This is a genomic window from Pseudomonas sp. MD330_10 (genome assembly GCF_042610415.1).
Classification (GTDB): Bacteria; Pseudomonadota; Gammaproteobacteria; order Pseudomonadales; family Pseudomonadaceae; genus Aquipseudomonas; species Aquipseudomonas rhodesiae.
The window spans coordinates 224817-242497 of record NZ_JBHGZU010000006.1; the positions used below are offsets into that span (position 1 = coordinate 224817).

Consider the following 17681-nt stretch of genomic DNA (forward strand, 5'->3'; position numbering starts at 1 on the left):
CACACATCGATTCGCGAAGTGTCCTCGGCCACCGAACATGTCAACGAAGTGGCGCTACGGGTGGTCAGTGCCTCCAACTCATCGATGGTCAACTCCGACGAGCAGGCCAACCGCACCAATAGCGTAGCGGCCGCCATCAACCAGCTGGGTGCAGCCGCCCAGGAAATCGCCCGCAATGCGGCGCAGGCCTCTAGTCAGGCCAGCGATGCGCGGCAGTTGGCGGAAGACGGTCAGCAGGTGGTGGAACGGAACATCAAAGCCATGACTGACCTTTCTACGATGATCAGCGCATCCAGCAGCAATATCGAAGCACTTAACAGCAAAACCGTGAATATTGGTCAGATTCTTGAGGTGATCACCAGCATCTCTCAACAAACCAACCTGCTGGCGTTGAACGCCGCGATTGAGGCCGCCCGTGCCGGAGAGGCCGGGCGCGGGTTCGCCGTGGTAGCCGATGAAGTACGCAACCTGGCCCATCGCACCCAGGAATCGGCGCAACAGGTGCAAACCATGATCGAAGAGTTGCAAGTGGGCGCGCGGAATTCGGTGACCACCATGAGCGAAAGCCAGCGCCACAGCCATGACAGCGTGGAAATCGCCAACCTGGCCGGCGAGCGTCTCAACAGCGTGACCCAGCGCATCGGCGAGATTGATGGTATGAACCAATCGGTCGCCACCGCTACCGAGGAACAGACGTCGGTGGTGGAGTCGATCAATATGGACATCACCGAGATCAACACCCTCAACCAGGAAGGCGTGGAAAACCTGCAATCGACCTTGCGCGCCTGCGCCGACTTGGAGCAACAGGCCGCACGGCTCAAGCATTTGGTCGGTAGTTTCCGCATCTGACAGCTCTCGCCCTGGGCAGCGGCTCATACCGCCTCCCAGGGCGGCAGCAAGGCAAAACGCCGCACCCGACATCCCGACCGAACATCTATTCTTGCCTAATGTCCACGTTAGGAGAGCCTGGATAGGAGGGATGTTCATCGTGCATATCGCCGACATCACCATGTTCTACGCCCCGGCCAGTGGCGGCGTACGCACTTACCTGGACGCCAAGCACCGGCGCCTGACGCTCAAGCCGGGCATTCGCCACAGCCTGTTGATCCCTGGCGCCCACTTGAGCGAACAGGATGGGGTGTTCAAGGTACCCGCACCTGCCCTGCCCTTCGGCAAAGGTTATCGATTCCCGCTGCGGCTGACGCCATGGCGAAATGTCCTGCATGATTTACAGCCCGATCTGATCGAGGTCGGCGATCCCTATCTCACGGCCTGGGCCGCTCTGGATGCCAGGCGCCAGCTTGATGTTCCGGTTATCGGCTTTTATCACTCCGACTTGCCGTTGCTGGTAAGCAACCGTATGGGGCCGTGGTTCACGCCAAATGTTGAAGCCTATGTCAGCAAACTCTATGGGAGTTTTGACCGAGTACTGGCGCCTAGTCAGGTTATGGCCGACAAGCTCATGGGGTTGGGCGTCAGAAACGTCTTTGTACAGCCGCTGGGTGTGGACCTGCAGACGTTCACCCCGCAGGTACGCGACCCCGGCTTACGCGCTGAGTTGGGAATCGCTGAGGATACGCGACTGCTGATCTTCGCCGGGCGCGGTTCCAAGGAGAAGAACCTGCCGGTGCTGCTTAAGTGCATGAAGCGCTTGGGAGATCGGTATCACCTGTTGCTGGTAGGGTCCGGCATGCCGGCTAAGGTGCCGGAGAATGTCACCGTGGTCGACGGCTTCCAGCCGGCATCGCAAGTCGCGCGTTTAATGGCCAGTGCCGATGCCCTGCTGCATGGCGGCGATCAGGAAACGTTCGGACTGGTCATTCTTGAGGCCATGGCCTGCGCCATACCAGTGGTCGCCGTGGCTGCCGGCGCCTTCACTGAAATCGTCGACGAGCATTGCGGCTTGCTCTGCGCGCCCAACAATCCACGAGCGATGGCCGATGCGGTGCGCGAGTTGTTCAGCCGCGATCCTCAGCGTCTCGGCGTACAGGCTCGACGCCATGTGGAGCAGCAGTATGCGTGGGACACCGTGGTGGAGAGCCTGCTGGGCCATTACTACGCAGTGCTCGATAGCCACAAACCGATGCTTGCCCATGGTTAAGCGCTCGGTAGTGCTGGTATTGCACGATGTGGCCCCGCAAACCTGGTCCGACTATCGCCCCTTTGTGGAGGCGGTGGACGCTCTGGGCGACATCCCCATCACTTGGTTGGTGGTTCCGGATTTCCATCATCGCGGCACCTTGGCCGACCACGCCGAATTTCGCCGCCTGTTGGACCGCCGCGTGGCCAAGGGCGATGAATTGGCCTTGCACGGCTATTTCCATAGCGACGACCAGCCGCCACCGCGTACGCCCAAAGATTGGTTCATGCGCCGCATCTATACCCATGAGGGAGAGTTTTACCAGTTGTCAGAGGCCCAGGCCCTGCAGCGGTTAAGCGACGGCATCGAGGTCTTCCGACGCAACGACTGGCCGCTGCATGGGTTCGTCGCTCCGGCCTGGCTGATGAGCCAGGGTACCAAGGACGCCTTGCGGCAGTTGCCGCTGAACTACACCAGCGATCCGCAACAGCTTTATCGGCTGCCCGACTTTACCCGCGTCGGCGCCCCAGGTTTGGTGTGGAGCGCCCGCAGCGCTTGGCGCCGAAGCCTGTCCAAACATCTCAGCGATCAAAGGCAACGGCGCTGGCGGTCGGCACCGGTCATTCGCCTAGGCGTGCATCCGGTCGACCTGCGTTACGAAGGTGCTCGTCGCTATTGGCTCGATACCTTGCAACACCTACTGCAGACGGGGCGTACGCCATTGACCAAAGTGGACTGGCTCGCAACCCAGCCGTAATGCCCCGCCATGGCGACGGGACGAGTGCTCAAGAATCTTGCTGATCAGAAGCGGGCAGCTTCTCTGCCTCCTGCATCTGTTCCCACAACTGAGCCGCCCCTGGAAACTCGGTACCGTCTTCGGCATCCAGCGCATCAGGATCGTACCGACTCAAGCATCCCTCGCCCAACGTCGCAGGCGCTTTGGAGGTGGCTTTATCGAGTGGGTCGGTCATGGTGCAGTCCTGACGTGCGGATAAATAAAAAGGGCCTGGAACGATTTAACGCCCAGACCCTTCGATATTCAATCCGCGCGCTTGAATCAGAACACAACGGTCTTGTTGCCGTGCACCAATACGCGGTCTTCGAGGTGGTAGCGCAGGCCACGGGCCAGAACCATCTTCTCGACATCGCGACCAAACCGCACCATATCTTCAATGCTGTCGCTATGGCTGACGCGCACCACGTCCTGCTCGATGATCGGACCAGCGTCCAACTCTTCGGTGACGTAGTGGCAGGTTGCGCCAATCAACTTCACCCCCCGCAGGGACGCCTGATGGTAAGGCTTGGCCCCGACAAACGAAGGCAGGAAGCTATGGTGGATGTTGATGACTTTACCGGCATATTCGCGGCACAGCTCCGGCGGCAGGATTTGCATGTAACGCGCCAGCACCACGACATCGGCGTCATGATGCTTGACCAGGCGCGACACTTCGGCGAACGCCGGCTCCTTGTCCTGCGGGTTGACCGGCACATGGTAATAAGGGATGCCATGCCACTCGACCATGCTGCGCAGGTCGTCATGGTTGGAGATCACACAAGCGATCTCGCAGTCCAGCTCGTCGCTGTGCCAGCGGTGCAACAGGTCCGCCAGGCAGTGGGATTCGCGGCTGGCCATCAGCACCACGCGTTTCTTCTGCTCGGTGTCGGTGATCTGCCAGGTCATCGAAAACTCTTCTGCGATCGGCGCGAAGGCCTCGCGGAAGGCTTCAAGACCAAAGGGCAGCGTGTCGGCACGGATTTCGTGACGCATAAAGAACCAACCGCTGAGGTTGTCCGAGTGATGGCTCGCCTCGGTGATCCAACCGTTATGGGAGGCCAGAAAGTTACTGACTTTGGCAACGATGCCGACCCGGTCCGGGCAAGCAATCACCAGCCGAAAAGTGCGCATTAGGGGGGAACTCCAGAACTTCGCAAAGGCCGCCATTCTAGCGATTGCGAAGAAAAACTGCAGTATTGGTTAACGTTTATTCTGATGGCCGGCCCGGCCTTGTCCCTTAATGCCCTATGGTTTTACCACCCTTATATGAATCAAGGGCTACATCTGGAGCGCCGTCAAGAATTCGCGGGATTGATATGTAGCATTGCGCCCTTGTAATTAAGTCGATTGCAGCGCATCACTACAAACATTCAAAGTAATTCACATAAATGCATGCTTAAATGTTTACTTGGACAAACCGCCTGACTATTATTGGGCCATTATCCCTGTCAATCAGCGCTCTACATAAGGTAGCCATATGTCTCTGATCACCCAATACCGTGCTAAAGAAGAAGCCATCAAAGAGCTGCAAGCCCAATTGGCAGCAATGGAAAAAGATGGCAGCCTGAAACGTGAAATGGAATTCGAAAGCAAGCTGCGCACCCTGATGGGCGAATACTCCAAATCCCTGCGTGACATCATCGCGCTGCTGGATCCGGATTCGAAAGTTAAAGCTCCTCGCGGCGCCGTGAAAACTACCGGCACCAAGCGTGCGCGCAAGGTCAAGCAATACAAGAACCCGCACAACGGCGAAGTGATTGAAACCAAAGGTGGCAACCACAAAACGCTGAAAGAGTGGAAAGCCAAGTGGGGCGGTGACGTGGTTGAAGGCTGGGCTACCCTGCTGGGCTAAGCTCACCGGGCCCGTGCCCTGCTACGCAGCACATTAAAACGCCAGCTTGCTGGCGTTTTTTATTGCCCGTGTTATTGCGCAAAATCGACTACAGGTTCACACGAGCCGCTAAAGAATCGGCATATTCCTGCCACTGTGCCAGCACCTGCTGCTGAAACGGTGTCGCACTAACAGCCAACTCCTGGCTGGCCTGCTTAAATGCCTCTAGGGTAATTGGCGCACTCCATTGCGGGTCAGACAAACGTTGCTGACAGAAAAGTTTCCAGCGCTGTTGCTCCTGATTGTTCAAGGTGTCGGGAAAGTTACGCGCACGGTAGCGGAACAATAATTCAGGCAAACGCTGATCATCGAACGGCCACTGCTGACGCGCTAATTGAGCAGGCTCAGCCAGGCGGACTTGTTCACATAACCGCCGATCACGATCACCGATAAAACCGTCATACAGCTGCTGTTCCGGATCTGTCGTCGAAGAAAATTCTTCCTGCGCATAAATGGCCGCCAACTTATCGCACCAAACTTCTTGTGCGCCAGATAGCCGCAGCGCCCGCGCCTGGCAGATCTCCAAGTCCAGTTGCAGGCGCTCACGGTCTTCGGCCCGCAGCACGCTCAGCGGAGCAACCACTGGACAGCGGTTGATGTGCACCAGCTTGAGCGGCACCGGCAGCTCACCTTCGGGCAACTCATCCCGGCGGGTGTAAAGGCGTTGACGCAAGGTCTCTGCATCCAGGTCCAGCAGCCCCTGCGGATCGAGCCCGAGGTCGCAGACGATCAACGCATTGCGGTTGCGCGGATGCCAGGCCAAAGGCAATACCACGCCCAAATAATGACGCTCGGCGGAGAACCGCCCGGAGATGTGCAGCATCGGCTGCAACAGGCGCACCTGATCCATCACCCGTTGCTTGCTGCGCAATTGGAAGAGCCAATCATAGAGCTTGGGCTGTTTCTCGCGGACCAACCGTGCCAGAGCAATAGTGGCGCGCACATCGGACAACGCATCGTGGGCCTGGCCATGATCGATTCCATTGGCTGCAGTCAGGCGTTCCAGCTTGAGCGTCACGCGCCCGTCCTGCTGCGGCCACTCGATACCATCCGGGCGCAAAGCGTAGGCGGTGCGCACCACATCGATCAGGTCCCAGCGGCTGTTACCGCCCTGCCACTCGCGGGCGTAAGGGTCGAAAAAGTTGCGATACAAGCTGTAGCGCGTCATCTCATCATCGAACCGCAAGGTGTTGTAGCCTGCGCCGCAAGTCCCAGGAGCGGCCAGCTCGGCGTGTACACGGGTCATGAAGTCGGCCTCGGCCAAGCCCTTTTGCGCCAGGATCGCCGGGGTGATACCGGTGATCGCACAGGCGGCGGGATGAGGCAGGATATCGTCGGCGGGCTGACAATAAATATTGAGCGCAGAGCCGATCTCGTTGAGTTCGAGGTCCGTACGAATTCCGGCTACCTGAAGAGGGCGATCACTGCGCGGATTGATGCCGGTGGTTTCATAGTCGTACCAGAAAATGGAGGTCACGGGCTGTTCCTGTACTGAAGATCGACAAAGTCTAGGCGTGGAACCACATCCGCGGCCAGCAGCAATTTAACTGTATAAACATCCAGCAAAATCTTGAATGGTTGCTTCCATCGCCGACACTGCTAGCATCCGTCTCTCCCAGCCGCTCTGCACTGCCAAGGATCGCAATGCCATCAACCCCACTGGATACGCGCTACCAGATCGAAACCCCGGAAGGTATCGACCTACCGTTGCGCCCGGCCGGCCTGGTACCCCGGGTCTTGGCCTTTGCCTTCGACCTGGTGGCGCGCGGCGTGATCATGGGCGTGCTCATGGTGCCGCTGGCGTTGCTCGGCAATGTAGGTCTCGGCCTCGGCGCGTTGCTGCTGTTCCTGGTCAGTTGGTGGTACATGGTGCTGTTCGAAGTGCTCAACCAAGGCTGTTCGCCGGGTAAGCAAGTCATGGGATTGCGTGTGGTACAGGACGACGGTACACCCGTCGGCTGGTCGGCCTCGCTGATCCGCAACCTGCTGCGATTTGTCGACATGCTGCCTTTTGGCTACTTTCTTGGCGCCATCAGCTGCCTGCAACATCCCCATTTCAAACGCCTCGGCGACCTCGCCGCCGGCACGCTGGTGGTCTACCGCGAACGCCCTCTACCACGTCCTCAGATTCCTCAGGCGGCAGCCCTGCGCCTGCCCTTTGCCCTGGACCTGAATGAACAACGGGCCATTCTGGGTTTTGCCGAACGCCAGGGTGAATTGTCCGCTGAACGGGTACACGAACTGGCCGCTATCCTCGCGCCGTCCCTGCAGGTTTCCCCAGCTCGCGCGGCCCAACAACTCAACGGCGTGGCCCGCGGCCTCCTGGGGCCAACATGAAGCAGAGCCTGTTCGAAAGCCGTCACCAGCCCCAATGGCAAGCTTTTGCCGAACAACTCAATCGGTTGGAACGAGGCACGGCTAAAGCGAGCGATGTTGCCGACTTCCCTCATCAATACCGGCGCCTTTGCCAGCACTTGGCGCTGGCTCAGGAGCGCGGCTACAGCAGCTATCTGGTGGACCCGCTGCAGCAACTGGCCCTGCGCGGCCATCAGCAACTTTATCGTCACCGCAGCCACCTGGGCGCCAGCATGCTGGGTTTTGTCCTGGCCGGTTTTCCGCGGCTGGTACGCGAACAGTGGCGCTTTGTAGCGGTGGCCAGCGTGCTGTTCTTTGGCAGCCTGCTGGGCATAGCGCTGCTGGTCTACCTGTTTCCCGAACTGATCTACAGCATCATCAGCCCCCAGCAGGTGGCTGAGATGCAGGACATGTACGACCCCGATGCCAGTCGCCTGGGCCGCGCCGCCGAGCGTGCATCGAGCGAGGACTGGATGATGTTCGGCTATTACGTGATGCACAACATTGGCATTGCCTTCCAGACATTCGCCGCCGGCTTGCTGTTTGGCCTGGGCAGCGTGTTCTTCCTGATCTTCAACGGGCTGATCATCGGCGCGGTGTCCGGACACCTGACCGAGATCGGTTACGGGCAGACCTTCTGGTCATTCGTCGTCGGTCATGGTGCATTCGAGTTGACAGCCATTGCCCTCGCCGGGGCAGCGGGTTTGCAACTGGGCTGGGCACTGATCTCGCCGGGGCGACTGACGCGGGGCGAATCCTTGAGGCTCGCGGCACATAAGAGCGTGCAATTGCTCTGTGGTGTCATGGTCTTCCTGCTGATTGCCGCGTTCATTGAAGCCTACTGGTCGTCCACCACGGTCATCGCGGCATGGGTCAAATACCTGGTGGGCGCCGTATTGTGGCTGCTGGTCGCGGCGTACCTGATCTTTGCAGGGCGGACTCAACATGCGCCTAAGTGATGCCAGCGTGGCGATTCGCCCGCGTACCGCCTGGGAAGCCATGGACCTTGGTGTCCTGATGGCCAGGGAACATCGTTTATTACTAACGGCCAGTTGGGCGCTGGTGACCTTGCCGGTGTTCATTCTGCTCAGCGCAGCGCTGTGGAAATACCCCTCCACCGCCATATTCCTGTTCTGGTGGTTCAAGCCGGCATTCGATCGCCTGCCGCTCTATATCCTGTCAAAGGCGCTGTTCGGTGACACGCCCAGCCTTAAACAGGCGGTACGCCAGTGGCCGCGTCTGCTCAAGGGGCAATTGTTGGCCAGCCTGACCTGGCGCCGCCTCAGTCTCAGCCGCAGCTTCGTCATGCCGGTCAGCCAGTTGGAAGGTCTGGATGGCCAGGCGCGTCAAAAGCGCCTGGGCGTTTTGCAACAGCGTGACGCCGGCGCCGCGCGCTGGCTGACCACCGTTGGAGTGCATCTGGAAATCGGGCTCTGGTTCGGTTGCATGGCCCTGTTCTACCTCTTCATTCCGCAAAACGTCGAGCAGAACTGGGATTGGCAGCGGCTCATACTGGCCACCAGTTCTGAAGGGCTGTGGCTGGAGCATCTGAGTAACGCGTTTTATGCCGTGATACTGGTGTTCTGGGAACCGATCTATGTGGCCTGTGGTTTCAGCCTCTATCTCAACCGCCGCACCGTGCTGGAGGCTTGGGATCTGGAACTGGTATTCAGGCGTCTGCGCCAACGGCTGAGCACAGCGACCCCTCTGCTATTGCTGGTGATCGGGCTGACATTGCTGCCCATCAATCCGCCCGCCATGGCCGATGAATCGACGCCGCTGAGCACTCAGAGTGCAAGCCAGTCAGTCAAGGCGCTGCTGGACAAGCCCCCGTTCAAGAACCCGGAAACCGTCACCCGTTATCGCTTTGGCGATGACAAACCCACCGTAAAGAACAAGGACCGTGGTGATAGCAAACTTCCAGCGTGGCTACAGACGCTTCTGGACAACCTTAACAGCGATACCTTCAAGCATTTTGCCCAGGCTTTGGAAGTACTGCTATGGAGCCTGCTGATTGGCGGCCTGGCCCTACTGGCGTGGCGCTATCGTGACTGGCTGCGCACTTTTGTCAGCCGGCGCGCGCCTGCCAGCCCCAAAGTCCTCAAGCCTGCCCCCACGCAACTGTTCGGCCTGGCGCTGGGCGCCGAGACCTTGCCCACGGATATTGCCAGCACCGCCGAGCAACTTTGGGCCACCCAGCCCAGGGAAGCTCTCGGTCTGCTTTATCGCGGCCTATTGAGCCGTTTACTGCATGATTTCAATCTCCCCCTTAAAAGTGCCGACACCGAAGGGCAAGTGCTGGAACGCGTTCACCAACTGGAACAGCCGCAATTGCTGGCCTTCAGTGATGAACTGACCCGGCACTGGCAGAACCTCGCTTACGGCCACCGCCTTCCACCCACCACGATCCAGCAAAAACTCTGCAGCGATTGGCGTGCCCTGTTCAGTTCGGGGGGAGCCCAATGAACCGGCTTTTAATGTGGGCAGGGCTACTGCTGGTGTGTTTACTCGCAGCGGCTGGTTTTTATGCCTGGAGCAAAGCCACGCCCTACGACGAGGTAATCGACCGCGGACCTTCCCCTGAAGCGCAGGCCAACCCTTATCTGGCCGCCGAGCACTTTCTGCGTAAGCAGGGCCTGCCCGTGGACCATGCCTTTGGCCTTGATCGCCTGGCCGACCTCCCGTCCGAACACCATAGTCTTCTGCTACTGACGGAGCGCAGCAATATGTCTCCCCGTCAGGTTGAGCAGTTGCTGGACTGGACCCGCTCCGGCGGCCACCTGCTGGTGGTAGCAGAAGCCCTGTGGGATGAAGAAACCGGCAAAAGTGGCGATCTCTTACTCGACCGCCTCCAGATACGCCAAGTGCTCAGCGACGAGCCCGAAGAGCCCGCGCCAGCGCGCAAAAAGAAAACACCCGACCTGACCAGGCTCTATATCGATAATGAAACCGCCCCGGCCTATTTCGGTTTCGATACCGCTTTCAACCTCACCGACCCCAAGCATCTGGCGCAATTTTCCGCCAACAGCGCCCAGTCGAGTCATCTGATGCAACTCGACCTCGGCCAGGGTCGCGTGACCGTGATCACCGACAGCGACTTGTGGAAAACCGCAAATATCGGTAAGCACGACAATGCCTGGTTGCTGTGGTACCTGACACAGGGCACGGCCGTGACTCTGTTGGCCAACGGTGATGTGGACGATCTGTTCAGCCTGCTGCTGCGCTATTTCCCCCAAGCACTGGTAGCGCTGACGGCCTTGATCGCCCTGGCCCTGTGGCACGCGGGTATGCGCCAGGGACCTATCCAGGCACCCGCGCCCAAGGCTCGTCGGCAACTGCAGGAACATCTGAAAGCCAGCGCCGACTTCCTGCTGCGCCGCAATGGCCAACGCACGCTGGTGCAGGCCTTGCAACGGGATATCCTGCGCGCCGCCAGGCATCGCCATCCCAGCTTCGAACACCTCGATGATGCACAACAGTGGCAGGTGCTCGAACACCTGACGCATCAACCTTCTCATGTCATCAGCCAGGCCCTCGGCCCACTCCCGGAAAAGCGGCTTTCCAGCGCCGATTTCAGCCGGCAGGTGGCATGCCTGCAAACCCTCAGGAATGCCCTATGAGCGATTTTCCAAGCGCCACCGCCCTGACCGGCGAAACCCTGCATCGCGCCAGCCAGCAGGCCCAGGCCTTGCGCGTCGAACTGCGCAAGGCCGTTATTGGACAGGATCAGGTCATTGATGATGTGCTCACCGCCCTGATCGCCGGCGGCCACGTATTGCTCGAAGGCGTACCCGGCCTCGGCAAGACCTTACTGGTACGCGCATTGGCACGCTGCTTCGATGGCGATTTCGCGCGCATCCAATTCACGCCGGACCTGATGCCCAGCGATGTCACCGGCCATGCCGTGTATGACCTGCACACCGAACAATTCAAGCTGCGCAAAGGCCCGGTCTTCACCCACCTGTTACTGGCCGACGAAATCAACCGCGCCCCGGCCAAGACCCAGGCCGCTCTGCTCGAAGCCATGCAAGAGCGGCAAGTGACCTTGGAAGGCGAGGCGCTGCCCATCGGTCAGCCCTTCATGGTACTGGCCACCCAGAACCCCATCGAACAGGAAGGGACTTATCCCCTGCCGGAGGCGGAACTGGATCGCTTCATGCTCAAAGTGCGCATCGACTATCCAGAAGCGCAGCAGGAATTGGATATGGTGCGCGAGGTTACGCGTTCATCCCGGGCCGATATGCTGGATGTGCAACCCTTGCGCACCGTGCTGCAGGCCGACGATGTCATGCAACTGCAACAGATCGCCAGCGAACTGGCCCTGGACGAACACGTACTCGACTACGCCGTGCGCCTGGCGCGAGCGACCCGAAGCTGGCCAGGGCTGGCCATCGGCGCGGGGCCGCGAGCCTCAATCGCGCTAGTGCGTGGCGCCCGTGCCCGAGCCTTGCTACGCGGCGGCGAGTTCGTCACTCCGGATGACATCAAAGGATGTGCCCTGGCGGTGTTGCGGCATCGGGTACGTATTGCGCCAGAACTGGATATCGACGGGCTGGAAGTCGACCAGGTACTTAAGCAACTGCTGGACCAGATCCCGGCTCCGCGGCAATGAATCGCCCATGAAACCGACCCGTCTGCTATTAACCTGGCTCAGCGTGCTGCTGGGCCTGAGCATTCTGCTGGGCGCCACGGCAGCGCTGCACCTGAAGGTGCCCGACACACTGCACTCGGTGGCCTGGGGCTTGCTCCTAGCATTGTTACTGCTGGCCGTGCTGGATGCCCTGCGCCTGCGCCACCGGCCTACTCCGCGATTGCAACGGCAAATGCCCGGCAGTCTGGCGCTAGGACGCTGGGGCGACGTTCGCCTGAGCCTGGAACACGCCTTTGCACAAACGCTGACGGTGCAGGTGTTCGACCATGTTCCCGATGGGCTGAGCGTCGACAACCTGCCGCAAACCATCGAACTACGTCCCGGCGAACGCAGTGAACTGGGGTATCGCCTGCGCCCCTTGCGCCGTGGCCACTTCCCATTCGACCGCTGTGAAATCCATATCCCCAGCCCTTTGGGGTTATGGTCGGCACGGCGCTTTATCGAGACCCAGGATGTCACCCGCGTCTATCCGGATTTCGCCCGGTTGTACGGCGCCCAACTACTGGGTGTGGATAACTGGCTGAGCCAGCTGGGGGTTCGCCAGCGTCAACGACGCGGCCTGGGGTTGGAGTTTCATCAATTACGTGAATTTCGCGAAGGCGACAGCCTGCGTCAGATCGACTGGAAAGCCACCGCGCGACAACGCACACCGATCGCCCGGGAGTATCAGGACGAACGCGACCAGCAGATCGTGTTCATGCTCGATTGCGGCCGCCGCATGCGCAGCCAGGACGATGAACTGTCCCATTTCGACCATGCCCTCAATGCTTGCCTGCTGCTTAGCTATGTCGCCTTGCGCCAGGGCGATGCGGTGGGGATATGCACGTTTGCTGGCGATCAGCCCCGCTACCTGGCACCGGTTAAAGGCAGCGGCCAGTTGAGTCTGTTGTTGAACGCGGTATACGACCTGGACACAACTCGCCGGTCGGCCGACTACCTCGCAGCGGCGAACCAATTGCTGGCTCGGCAAAAGCGTCGGGCGTTGGTGATCATCGTCACCAACCTGCGGGATGAGGACGATGAAGCGCTGCTGGCGGCCGTCAAACGTATCGGCCGCCAACATAGAGTGCTGGTGGCGAGTTTGCGCGAGGAGGTATTGGACCAATTGCGGCAGTCCCCCGTGCAAACCTTACCTGAGGCCCTGGTTTACAGCGGCACGGTGGATTACCTCACCAGACGCGACGAATTGCATGACCGGCTGGGCGCACATGGCCTGTCAGTACTGGATACCTTGCCTTCGGAGATGGGCGCGGCCCTGGTGACTCGTTATCTGGGTTGGAAAAAAGCTGGCGTGTTCTAAAAGCTGTGCTCGACACGACAGGGGCTCTGAGGCCCATGCCGAGCCGACAACGCTTAGCGCTAGGCAGACGCCTGCAAAGGATCAAAGCTGAAGTAATGCACCAAAACGCTGATCAATTGCCCATATTCCTCACTGGCGCTGATGATGCGAAAGCCGGAATCGTAGTGCTGCGGGTTGATGTCTTCGTGACTCCACAAACACGTCGCGGTGAGATCAATGGCATGAAAGTCGCCATCCGCCGCAGGAATCTTTAACCGCAGCTCAAAATCCACATCAATCATCATGGGCAATAGGCTGATCAACATCAGTCCGTCTTCCGAGGCATTGCCCAGAAAACCAATGGGCTTGTCGGTAAGACGGTTAAACACTTGCAAGAAACTCGGTAATTGATGCCGCTCGATCCGTCGGTCGGTAAACATGGTGAGATCGCCATCCAGTGGCCATGACTCTGGCCGTGCCAGTGATTCGGAACGAGCATAAACGCTCGCTCTCCCTGGATCTCGGTGTGACAACACACTGCGTTGTGCACTAGACAGCCGCCGAATCCGGGCCCCTCATTCGTTCGAATAGAAACTTGTACAAACGATCATCCAAAGGATAGCCCAAGACTGGCAACGGGCCAGTTAACCCACGGTAAATATCCTCACAAGGACGCAGGACGTGGCTGAGCAGCACTGGCGCCGGGGTAATGCCCCAGTTGTTGCAGGGTGTCGAGACGCGCGCGGGCGCGGTAGGCGTACTCGCTGGACGGGTATTGGGTAATGATGAATTGATAGGTTTGCACCGCATCGACGAACAATTTCTGCCGTTCCAGACACTGCCCACGCAACATCGAGACCTCCGGCTGCACGTACCGACGGCTGCGGCTTTCGCGGTCCACCTGGGACAATTCCAGGGTGACGCGCTGGCAATCACCGACCCCATAAGCCCGGTAGGCGTTATTCAAATGATGGTCCATCGACCAGCGGGTGCAGCCGACAACACTGACGGCCAGGGCAGCAACGAGCAAAATTCGCATGAGGGTTCTCCTGTCTTGTGGAGTGTATCGACCCTTCGTCGAAAATCTTCAAGGTCGTTCATCTTTTAGCCCACTGCCAAAACAAGTGAATGTTCGATAAGTAGTGCAAACGAACAATGACTACAACGAAAGAGCATAGTAGCCTTCCTCAGCGCTTGAACTCAGGAGTCTGTGCATGTCCGTCCGTCGTACCAAAATCGTCGCCACCCTTGGCCCGGCCAGCAATTCGCCGGAAGTCCTCGAACAGCTGATTCTGGCTGGTTTGGACGTTGCCCGTCTGAACTTCTCCCACGGCACCCCCGACGAGCACAAGGCTCGCGCCAAGCTGGTGCGTGATCTCGCCGCCAAGCACGGCCGTTTCGTGGCGTTGCTGGGCGACCTGCAAGGCCCGAAAATCCGTATCGCCAAATTCGCCAACAAGCGAATCGAACTGAAGATCGGCGACACCTTTACCTTCTCCACCAGCCACCCGCTGACCGAAGGCAACCAGCAAGTCGTGGGTATCGACTATCCGGACTTGGTCAAAGACTGCGGCGTCGGTGACGAGCTGCTGCTGGATGATGGCCGCGTGGTCATGCGCGTCGACACCGCCACCAGCACTGAGCTGATCTGCACCGTGACCATCGGTGGGCCACTGTCGGACCATAAAGGCATCAACCGTCGCGGTGGTGGCCTGACCGCACCGGCCCTGACCGAAAAAGACAAAGCCGACATCAAGCTGGCCGCCGAAATGGAAGTGGACTACCTCGCAGTGTCCTTCCCCCGCGACGCCGCTGACATGGAATACGCCCGTAAGCTGCGCGACGAGGCCGGCGGTACCGCCTGGCTGGTGGCGAAGATCGAACGCGCCGAAGCGGTGGCCGATGACGAAACCCTCGACGGCCTGATCAAGGCTTCCGACGCCGTGATGGTTGCCCGTGGCGACCTGGGCGTTGAAATCGGCGACGCCGAACTGATCGGTATCCAGAAAAAAATCATCCTGCACGCACGTCGCCACAATAAAGCGGTGATCGTCGCGACCCAGATGATGGAGTCGATGATCCAGAACCCGATGCCGACCCGCGCCGAAGTGTCCGACGTGGCCAACGCCGTGCTGGACTACACCGACGCCGTCATGCTGTCGGCCGAAAGCGCCGCCGGCCCGTACCCGCTGGAAGCCGTCCAGGCCATGGCGCGTATCTGTGTCGGTGCCGAAAAGCACCCGACCAGCAAGACCTCCAGCCACCGCATCGGCAAAGTGTTCGAAAGCTGCGACCAGAGCATCGCCCTGGCTGCGATGTACACCGCCAACCATTTCCCAGGCGTGAAAGCGATCATCGCTCTGACCGAAAGTGGCTACACACCGTTGATCATGTCGCGCATCCGTTCGTCGGTACCGATCTACGCGTTCTCCCCGCACCGCGAAACCCAGGCCCGCGCGGCCATGTTCCGGGGTGTCTACACCGTACCGTTCGACCCGGCGTCGTTGCCACCCCATGAAGTCAGCCAGGCGGCCATCGACGAGCTGCTCAAGCGCGGCGTTGTGGAGAAAGGCGACTGGGTCATCCTGACCAAGGGCGACAGCTACAACACCATCGGCGGCACCAACGGCATGAAGATCCTGCACGTTGGCGACCCAATGGTCTGAGTGATCGATCGCTGAAAACAAAAGCCCTGTCATGCAAGTGACGGGGCTTTTTGCTTTTCGTGATAGAAGGCCTTGCTTACGATCAGCGTCGAGTGACGAACCCGGACAACGCCGCGATCGCCTCCGGCGACCTTAACCGTTGTGTAAACAACGCCCCCTCCTCTTCGATCACCTGACGCAACTGCTCGCGGTCCACGCTTTTCATCAGTTGCTTGGTGATCTGCACTGCCCCCGGCGCCAAGGTGTCGAAACGCTCAGCGATTTGCCTGGCTTTGGCCAACGTCGCCTCACCACTGCCCAAGGCTTCGGTGGCGATGCCCCATGCCGCGGCCTGCTCACCGGTAAACCCTTCGCCCAACAGCAACAGCTCGGCGGCTTTGGCGTGCCCCAGCAATCGAGGCAGGATCAGGCTGGAACCGAACTCAGGGCACAGCCCCAGGTTGACGAACGGCATGCGCAAATGCGCATCACGACTGACGTACACCAGGTCGCAGTGCAGCAGCAGGGTCGTACCGATGCCCACCGCTGCTCCGGCCACGGCGGCGATCACCGGTTTGCGACAATTGAGCAGGCTCTTCATAAAGTGAAACGGCGGGGTGTCCAAGTCGCTGGGCGGCTGGTCGAGAAAGTCGCCGATGTCGTTGCCGGCGGTAAAGCATTCGCTGCTGCCTTGGATCAGTACGGCATTGATCTGCGGGTCAGCATCGGCCTGTTCCAGCGCCTCGGCCAAGCGGGTGTACATGGCGCGGGTCAGGGCGTTCTTCTTGTCCGGGCGATTGAGCTGCAGGGTCAGCAGCCCGCCGTCACGTTGCTGGAGGATGGCGTCGGTCATGGCGAGTCTCGCGGCGGTGGAATTCAGCGCTCAACCACGGGGCAGGAACACATCAGCCAGCAGTTGATTGCGCGGCAGCCCGGCCAGGAACAGACGCTTGGAAAACGCTTCGACACTGGCAGGACTCCCGCAGAGTAAGGCCAGGGTTTGCCGGGAAACAAGCCGCAGTTGCGCCAATGCCTGGGTCAACTCAGCCGCGGTCCACAGCTCCACGGTCAACTGCGGGTGACGGGCGGCCAGCGCCGCCAGGGGTTCGGCCAGATAATGGCCGGTGGCGTCATGGGCCAGGTGAATCACGCGGATGGGCCCTTGATGATCCTGGCGCAACGCCTCGCGCAACACGCCCCACAAAGGGCCCAGCCCTGTCCCCGAGCCCAACAGCCATAGCGGCCGGGATTGCCAATCAGGGTCATAGTGCAAGGCGCCGCCGCGCAATTCGCCCAGGACCAAACGCTCGCCGACCTGCAACTGGCGGGCGATATCGCTGAATTGACCGGGCTGGCGGCAATCGAGATGAAACTCCAGGAACCCGTCCTCCTGGGGCAAGCTCGCCAGGGAATACGGCCGCGCCACCTGCCCCGCCCACAGCACCAGGTGCTGCCCGGCCCGATAACGCAGGTTGTGTTGCGCTTGCACGCGCAGGCGCAAAACGCTCGGGGTCAACCAATCCGTCGCCACGACCTCGGCCGTTACGCCATCGCGCAGCGGATCAAATGTCTCGACCTGCACGTCCCCGCTCACCTGACATTGGCACGCCAGGCGCCAGCCGTCCTGGCGTTGCGCAGGGCTCAAAGCCTCCGGCTGGCGATCATCCACCTCGCCCTCGCACCGTACCAGGCACGCATGGCAACTGCCGGCCCGGCAACTGTAAGGCACGGCCACGCCCGCCTGGTTCAAGGCATCCAACAGGTTACTGCCGGTGGGTACCGACCAATGGCGTTCGCCGACATGCAGTTCAGGCATGGAACATCTCGCATCAAAAGGCGTGCACAGGGAATCACGCTCGGCACAGTTTGACCATAGTCGGGTGTATCGGCCACCGCGCCGGGTTATACTGCCGCGCCTTTTTAGCGTCGCGCCTGCACCACTTGGCGTGCCTTGGAAAGGTGGCCTCAGCCGACCGATGCACCCCACTGATGCCACCTTTATTGA

18 protein-coding genes are annotated in these 17681 nt (G+C 60.0%); 11 read left to right on the forward strand and 7 right to left on the reverse strand.

The window, feature by feature from the left end:
* The first annotated feature begins 84 nt into the window (after positions 1-84).
* The 3 genes from ACFZPT_RS12250 to ACFZPT_RS12260 all read left to right on the forward strand — a co-directional run bounded on the left by ACFZPT_RS12250 (position 85) and on the right by ACFZPT_RS12260 (position 2837).
* Positions 85-849 (forward strand): methyl-accepting chemotaxis protein, encoded by a 765-nt coding sequence (locus ACFZPT_RS12250; protein WP_371263989.1) that lies wholly within the window; start codon positions 85-87, stop codon positions 847-849.
* 130 nt (positions 850-979) lie between these two features.
* Complete coding sequence (locus ACFZPT_RS12255) at positions 980-2101, forward strand: glycosyltransferase family 1 protein (RefSeq protein WP_034114980.1); 1122 nt, start codon at positions 980-982, stop codon at positions 2099-2101.
* Complete coding sequence (locus ACFZPT_RS12260; RefSeq protein ID WP_034114981.1) at positions 2094-2837, forward strand: DUF2334 domain-containing protein; 744 nt, start codon at positions 2094-2096, stop codon at positions 2835-2837. Before ACFZPT_RS12255 ends, ACFZPT_RS12260 begins: the two co-directional genes overlap by 8 nt.
* Before the next feature lie 28 nt (positions 2838-2865).
* Here the strand turns inward: ACFZPT_RS12260 and ACFZPT_RS12265 are convergent, their stop codons facing one another.
* Both ACFZPT_RS12265 and purU read right to left on the reverse strand, forming a co-directional pair.
* Positions 2866-3051, reverse strand: a complete 186-nt coding sequence (locus tag ACFZPT_RS12265) for a hypothetical protein (protein ID WP_034100212.1) — start codon at positions 3049-3051, stop codon at positions 2866-2868.
* 86 nt (positions 3052-3137) lie between these two features.
* Positions 3138-3986 carry a formyltetrahydrofolate deformylase gene (gene purU / locus ACFZPT_RS12270; protein WP_034100214.1) on the reverse strand — a complete coding sequence of 283 codons (849 nt, stop codon included), beginning with the start codon at positions 3984-3986 and terminating at the stop codon, positions 3138-3140.
* Positions 3987-4332: 346 nt separating this feature from the next.
* On the opposite strand from purU, the gene mvaT reads away from it, so the two are divergent.
* A complete protein-coding gene (gene mvaT / locus ACFZPT_RS12275; RefSeq protein WP_034100216.1) occupies positions 4333-4707 on the forward strand; it encodes a histone-like nucleoid-structuring protein MvaT in 375 nt (124 codons plus the stop codon).
* 88 nt (positions 4708-4795) lie between these two features.
* Here the strand turns inward: mvaT and sbcB are convergent, their stop codons facing one another.
* Positions 4796-6223 carry an exodeoxyribonuclease I gene (gene sbcB / locus ACFZPT_RS12280; protein WP_034114982.1) on the reverse strand — a complete coding sequence of 476 codons (1428 nt, stop codon included), beginning with the start codon at positions 6221-6223 and terminating at the stop codon, positions 4796-4798.
* Between the two features lie 167 nt (positions 6224-6390).
* Between sbcB and ACFZPT_RS12285 the strand changes: the two genes are divergently transcribed.
* From ACFZPT_RS12285 to ACFZPT_RS12310, 6 genes are read left to right on the forward strand one after another with little or no spacing between them, the layout of a single operon-like run.
* Positions 6391-7083 carry an RDD family protein gene (locus tag ACFZPT_RS12285; RefSeq protein WP_034114983.1) on the forward strand — a complete coding sequence of 231 codons (693 nt, stop codon included), beginning with the start codon at positions 6391-6393 and terminating at the stop codon, positions 7081-7083.
* The gene (locus tag ACFZPT_RS12290) at positions 7080-8060 is read left to right on the forward strand and encodes a stage II sporulation protein M (protein ID WP_034114993.1); all 981 of its coding nucleotides are present in this window, start codon (positions 7080-7082) and stop codon (positions 8058-8060) included. The genes ACFZPT_RS12285 and ACFZPT_RS12290 overlap by 4 nt, the downstream gene beginning before the upstream one ends.
* The gene (locus ACFZPT_RS12295; RefSeq protein WP_034114984.1) at positions 8047-9567 is read left to right on the forward strand and encodes a DUF4129 domain-containing protein; all 1521 of its coding nucleotides are present in this window, start codon (positions 8047-8049) and stop codon (positions 9565-9567) included. Before ACFZPT_RS12290 ends, ACFZPT_RS12295 begins: the two co-directional genes overlap by 14 nt.
* Positions 9564-10721, forward strand: coding sequence for a DUF4350 domain-containing protein (locus ACFZPT_RS12300; RefSeq protein WP_034114985.1), 1158 nt, complete (start codon positions 9564-9566; stop codon positions 10719-10721). Before ACFZPT_RS12295 ends, ACFZPT_RS12300 begins: the two co-directional genes overlap by 4 nt.
* Positions 10718-11713, forward strand: coding sequence for a MoxR family ATPase (locus ACFZPT_RS12305; protein WP_034114986.1), 996 nt, complete (start codon positions 10718-10720; stop codon positions 11711-11713). Before ACFZPT_RS12300 ends, ACFZPT_RS12305 begins: the two co-directional genes overlap by 4 nt.
* Before the next feature lie 7 nt (positions 11714-11720).
* Positions 11721-13052 (forward strand): DUF58 domain-containing protein, encoded by a 1332-nt coding sequence (locus tag ACFZPT_RS12310; protein ID WP_034114987.1) that lies wholly within the window; start codon positions 11721-11723, stop codon positions 13050-13052.
* A 59-nt stretch (positions 13053-13111) separates the two neighbouring features.
* On the opposite strand, the gene ACFZPT_RS12315 is transcribed toward ACFZPT_RS12310, so the two are convergent.
* Positions 13112-13471: a pilus assembly protein PilZ gene (locus tag ACFZPT_RS12315; RefSeq protein ID WP_034100229.1), complete on the reverse strand. Its 360-nt coding sequence runs from the start codon at positions 13469-13471 to the stop codon at positions 13112-13114.
* A 224-nt stretch (positions 13472-13695) separates the two neighbouring features.
* Positions 13696-14070 (reverse strand): tol-pal system YbgF family protein, encoded by a 375-nt coding sequence (locus ACFZPT_RS12320; protein ID WP_034100231.1) that lies wholly within the window; start codon positions 14068-14070, stop codon positions 13696-13698.
* Positions 14071-14245: 175 nt separating this feature from the next.
* On the opposite strand from ACFZPT_RS12320, the gene pyk reads away from it, so the two are divergent.
* Positions 14246-15697 carry a pyruvate kinase gene (gene pyk / locus ACFZPT_RS12325; RefSeq protein ID WP_034100233.1) on the forward strand — a complete coding sequence of 484 codons (1452 nt, stop codon included), beginning with the start codon at positions 14246-14248 and terminating at the stop codon, positions 15695-15697.
* 82 nt (positions 15698-15779) lie between these two features.
* Here pyk and ACFZPT_RS12330 read toward each other — a convergent pair whose 3' ends face one another.
* Together ACFZPT_RS12330 and ACFZPT_RS12335 are read right to left on the reverse strand one after the other, a co-directional pair.
* Entirely contained in the window at positions 15780-16529 is a 750-nt protein-coding gene (locus ACFZPT_RS12330) for an enoyl-CoA hydratase-related protein (RefSeq protein WP_034114988.1), read from the reverse strand.
* Positions 16530-16559: 30 nt separating this feature from the next.
* Positions 16560-17492 carry an iron-sulfur-binding ferredoxin reductase gene (locus ACFZPT_RS12335; RefSeq protein WP_034114989.1) on the reverse strand — a complete coding sequence of 311 codons (933 nt, stop codon included), beginning with the start codon at positions 17490-17492 and terminating at the stop codon, positions 16560-16562.
* Between the last annotated feature and the right edge of the window lie 189 nt (positions 17493-17681).

Bases quoted from the DNA above. Each gene is read 5' to 3' on its own strand.
- ACFZPT_RS12335 (WP_034114989.1), bottom strand. From the start codon at position 17,492: ATGCCTGAACTGCATGTCGGCGAACGCCATTGGTCGGTACCCACCGGC.
- ACFZPT_RS12330 (WP_034114988.1), bottom strand. From the start codon at position 16,529: ATGACCGACGCCATCCTCCAGCAACGTGACGGCGGGCTGCTGACCCTG.
- ACFZPT_RS12305 (WP_034114986.1), top strand. From the start codon at position 10,718: ATGAGCGATTTTCCAAGCGCCACCGCCCTGACCGGCGAAACCCTGCAT.
- ACFZPT_RS12295 (WP_034114984.1), top strand. From the start codon at position 8,047: ATGCGCCTAAGTGATGCCAGCGTGGCGATTCGCCCGCGTACCGCCTGG.
- ACFZPT_RS12285 (WP_034114983.1), top strand. From the start codon at position 6,391: ATGCCATCAACCCCACTGGATACGCGCTACCAGATCGAAACCCCGGAA.
- ACFZPT_RS12250 (WP_371263989.1), top strand. From the start codon at position 85: ATGGTCAACTCCGACGAGCAGGCCAACCGCACCAATAGCGTAGCGGCC.
- ACFZPT_RS12260 (WP_034114981.1), top strand. From the start codon at position 2,094: ATGGTTAAGCGCTCGGTAGTGCTGGTATTGCACGATGTGGCCCCGCAA.
- ACFZPT_RS12315 (WP_034100229.1), bottom strand. From the start codon at position 13,471: ATGTTTACCGACCGACGGATCGAGCGGCATCAATTACCGAGTTTCTTG.
- ACFZPT_RS12265 (WP_034100212.1), bottom strand. From the start codon at position 3,051: ATGACCGACCCACTCGATAAAGCCACCTCCAAAGCGCCTGCGACGTTG.
- purU (WP_034100214.1), bottom strand. From the start codon at position 3,986: ATGCGCACTTTTCGGCTGGTGATTGCTTGCCCGGACCGGGTCGGCATC.
- ACFZPT_RS12300 (WP_034114985.1), top strand. From the start codon at position 9,564: ATGAACCGGCTTTTAATGTGGGCAGGGCTACTGCTGGTGTGTTTACTC.
- ACFZPT_RS12320 (WP_034100231.1), bottom strand. From the start codon at position 14,070: ATGCGAATTTTGCTCGTTGCTGCCCTGGCCGTCAGTGTTGTCGGCTGC.
- mvaT (WP_034100216.1), top strand. From the start codon at position 4,333: ATGTCTCTGATCACCCAATACCGTGCTAAAGAAGAAGCCATCAAAGAG.
- ACFZPT_RS12290 (WP_034114993.1), top strand. From the start codon at position 7,080: ATGAAGCAGAGCCTGTTCGAAAGCCGTCACCAGCCCCAATGGCAAGCT.
- pyk (WP_034100233.1), top strand. From the start codon at position 14,246: ATGTCCGTCCGTCGTACCAAAATCGTCGCCACCCTTGGCCCGGCCAGC.
- ACFZPT_RS12255 (WP_034114980.1), top strand. From the start codon at position 980: ATGTTCATCGTGCATATCGCCGACATCACCATGTTCTACGCCCCGGCC.
- ACFZPT_RS12310 (WP_034114987.1), top strand. From the start codon at position 11,721: ATGAAACCGACCCGTCTGCTATTAACCTGGCTCAGCGTGCTGCTGGGC.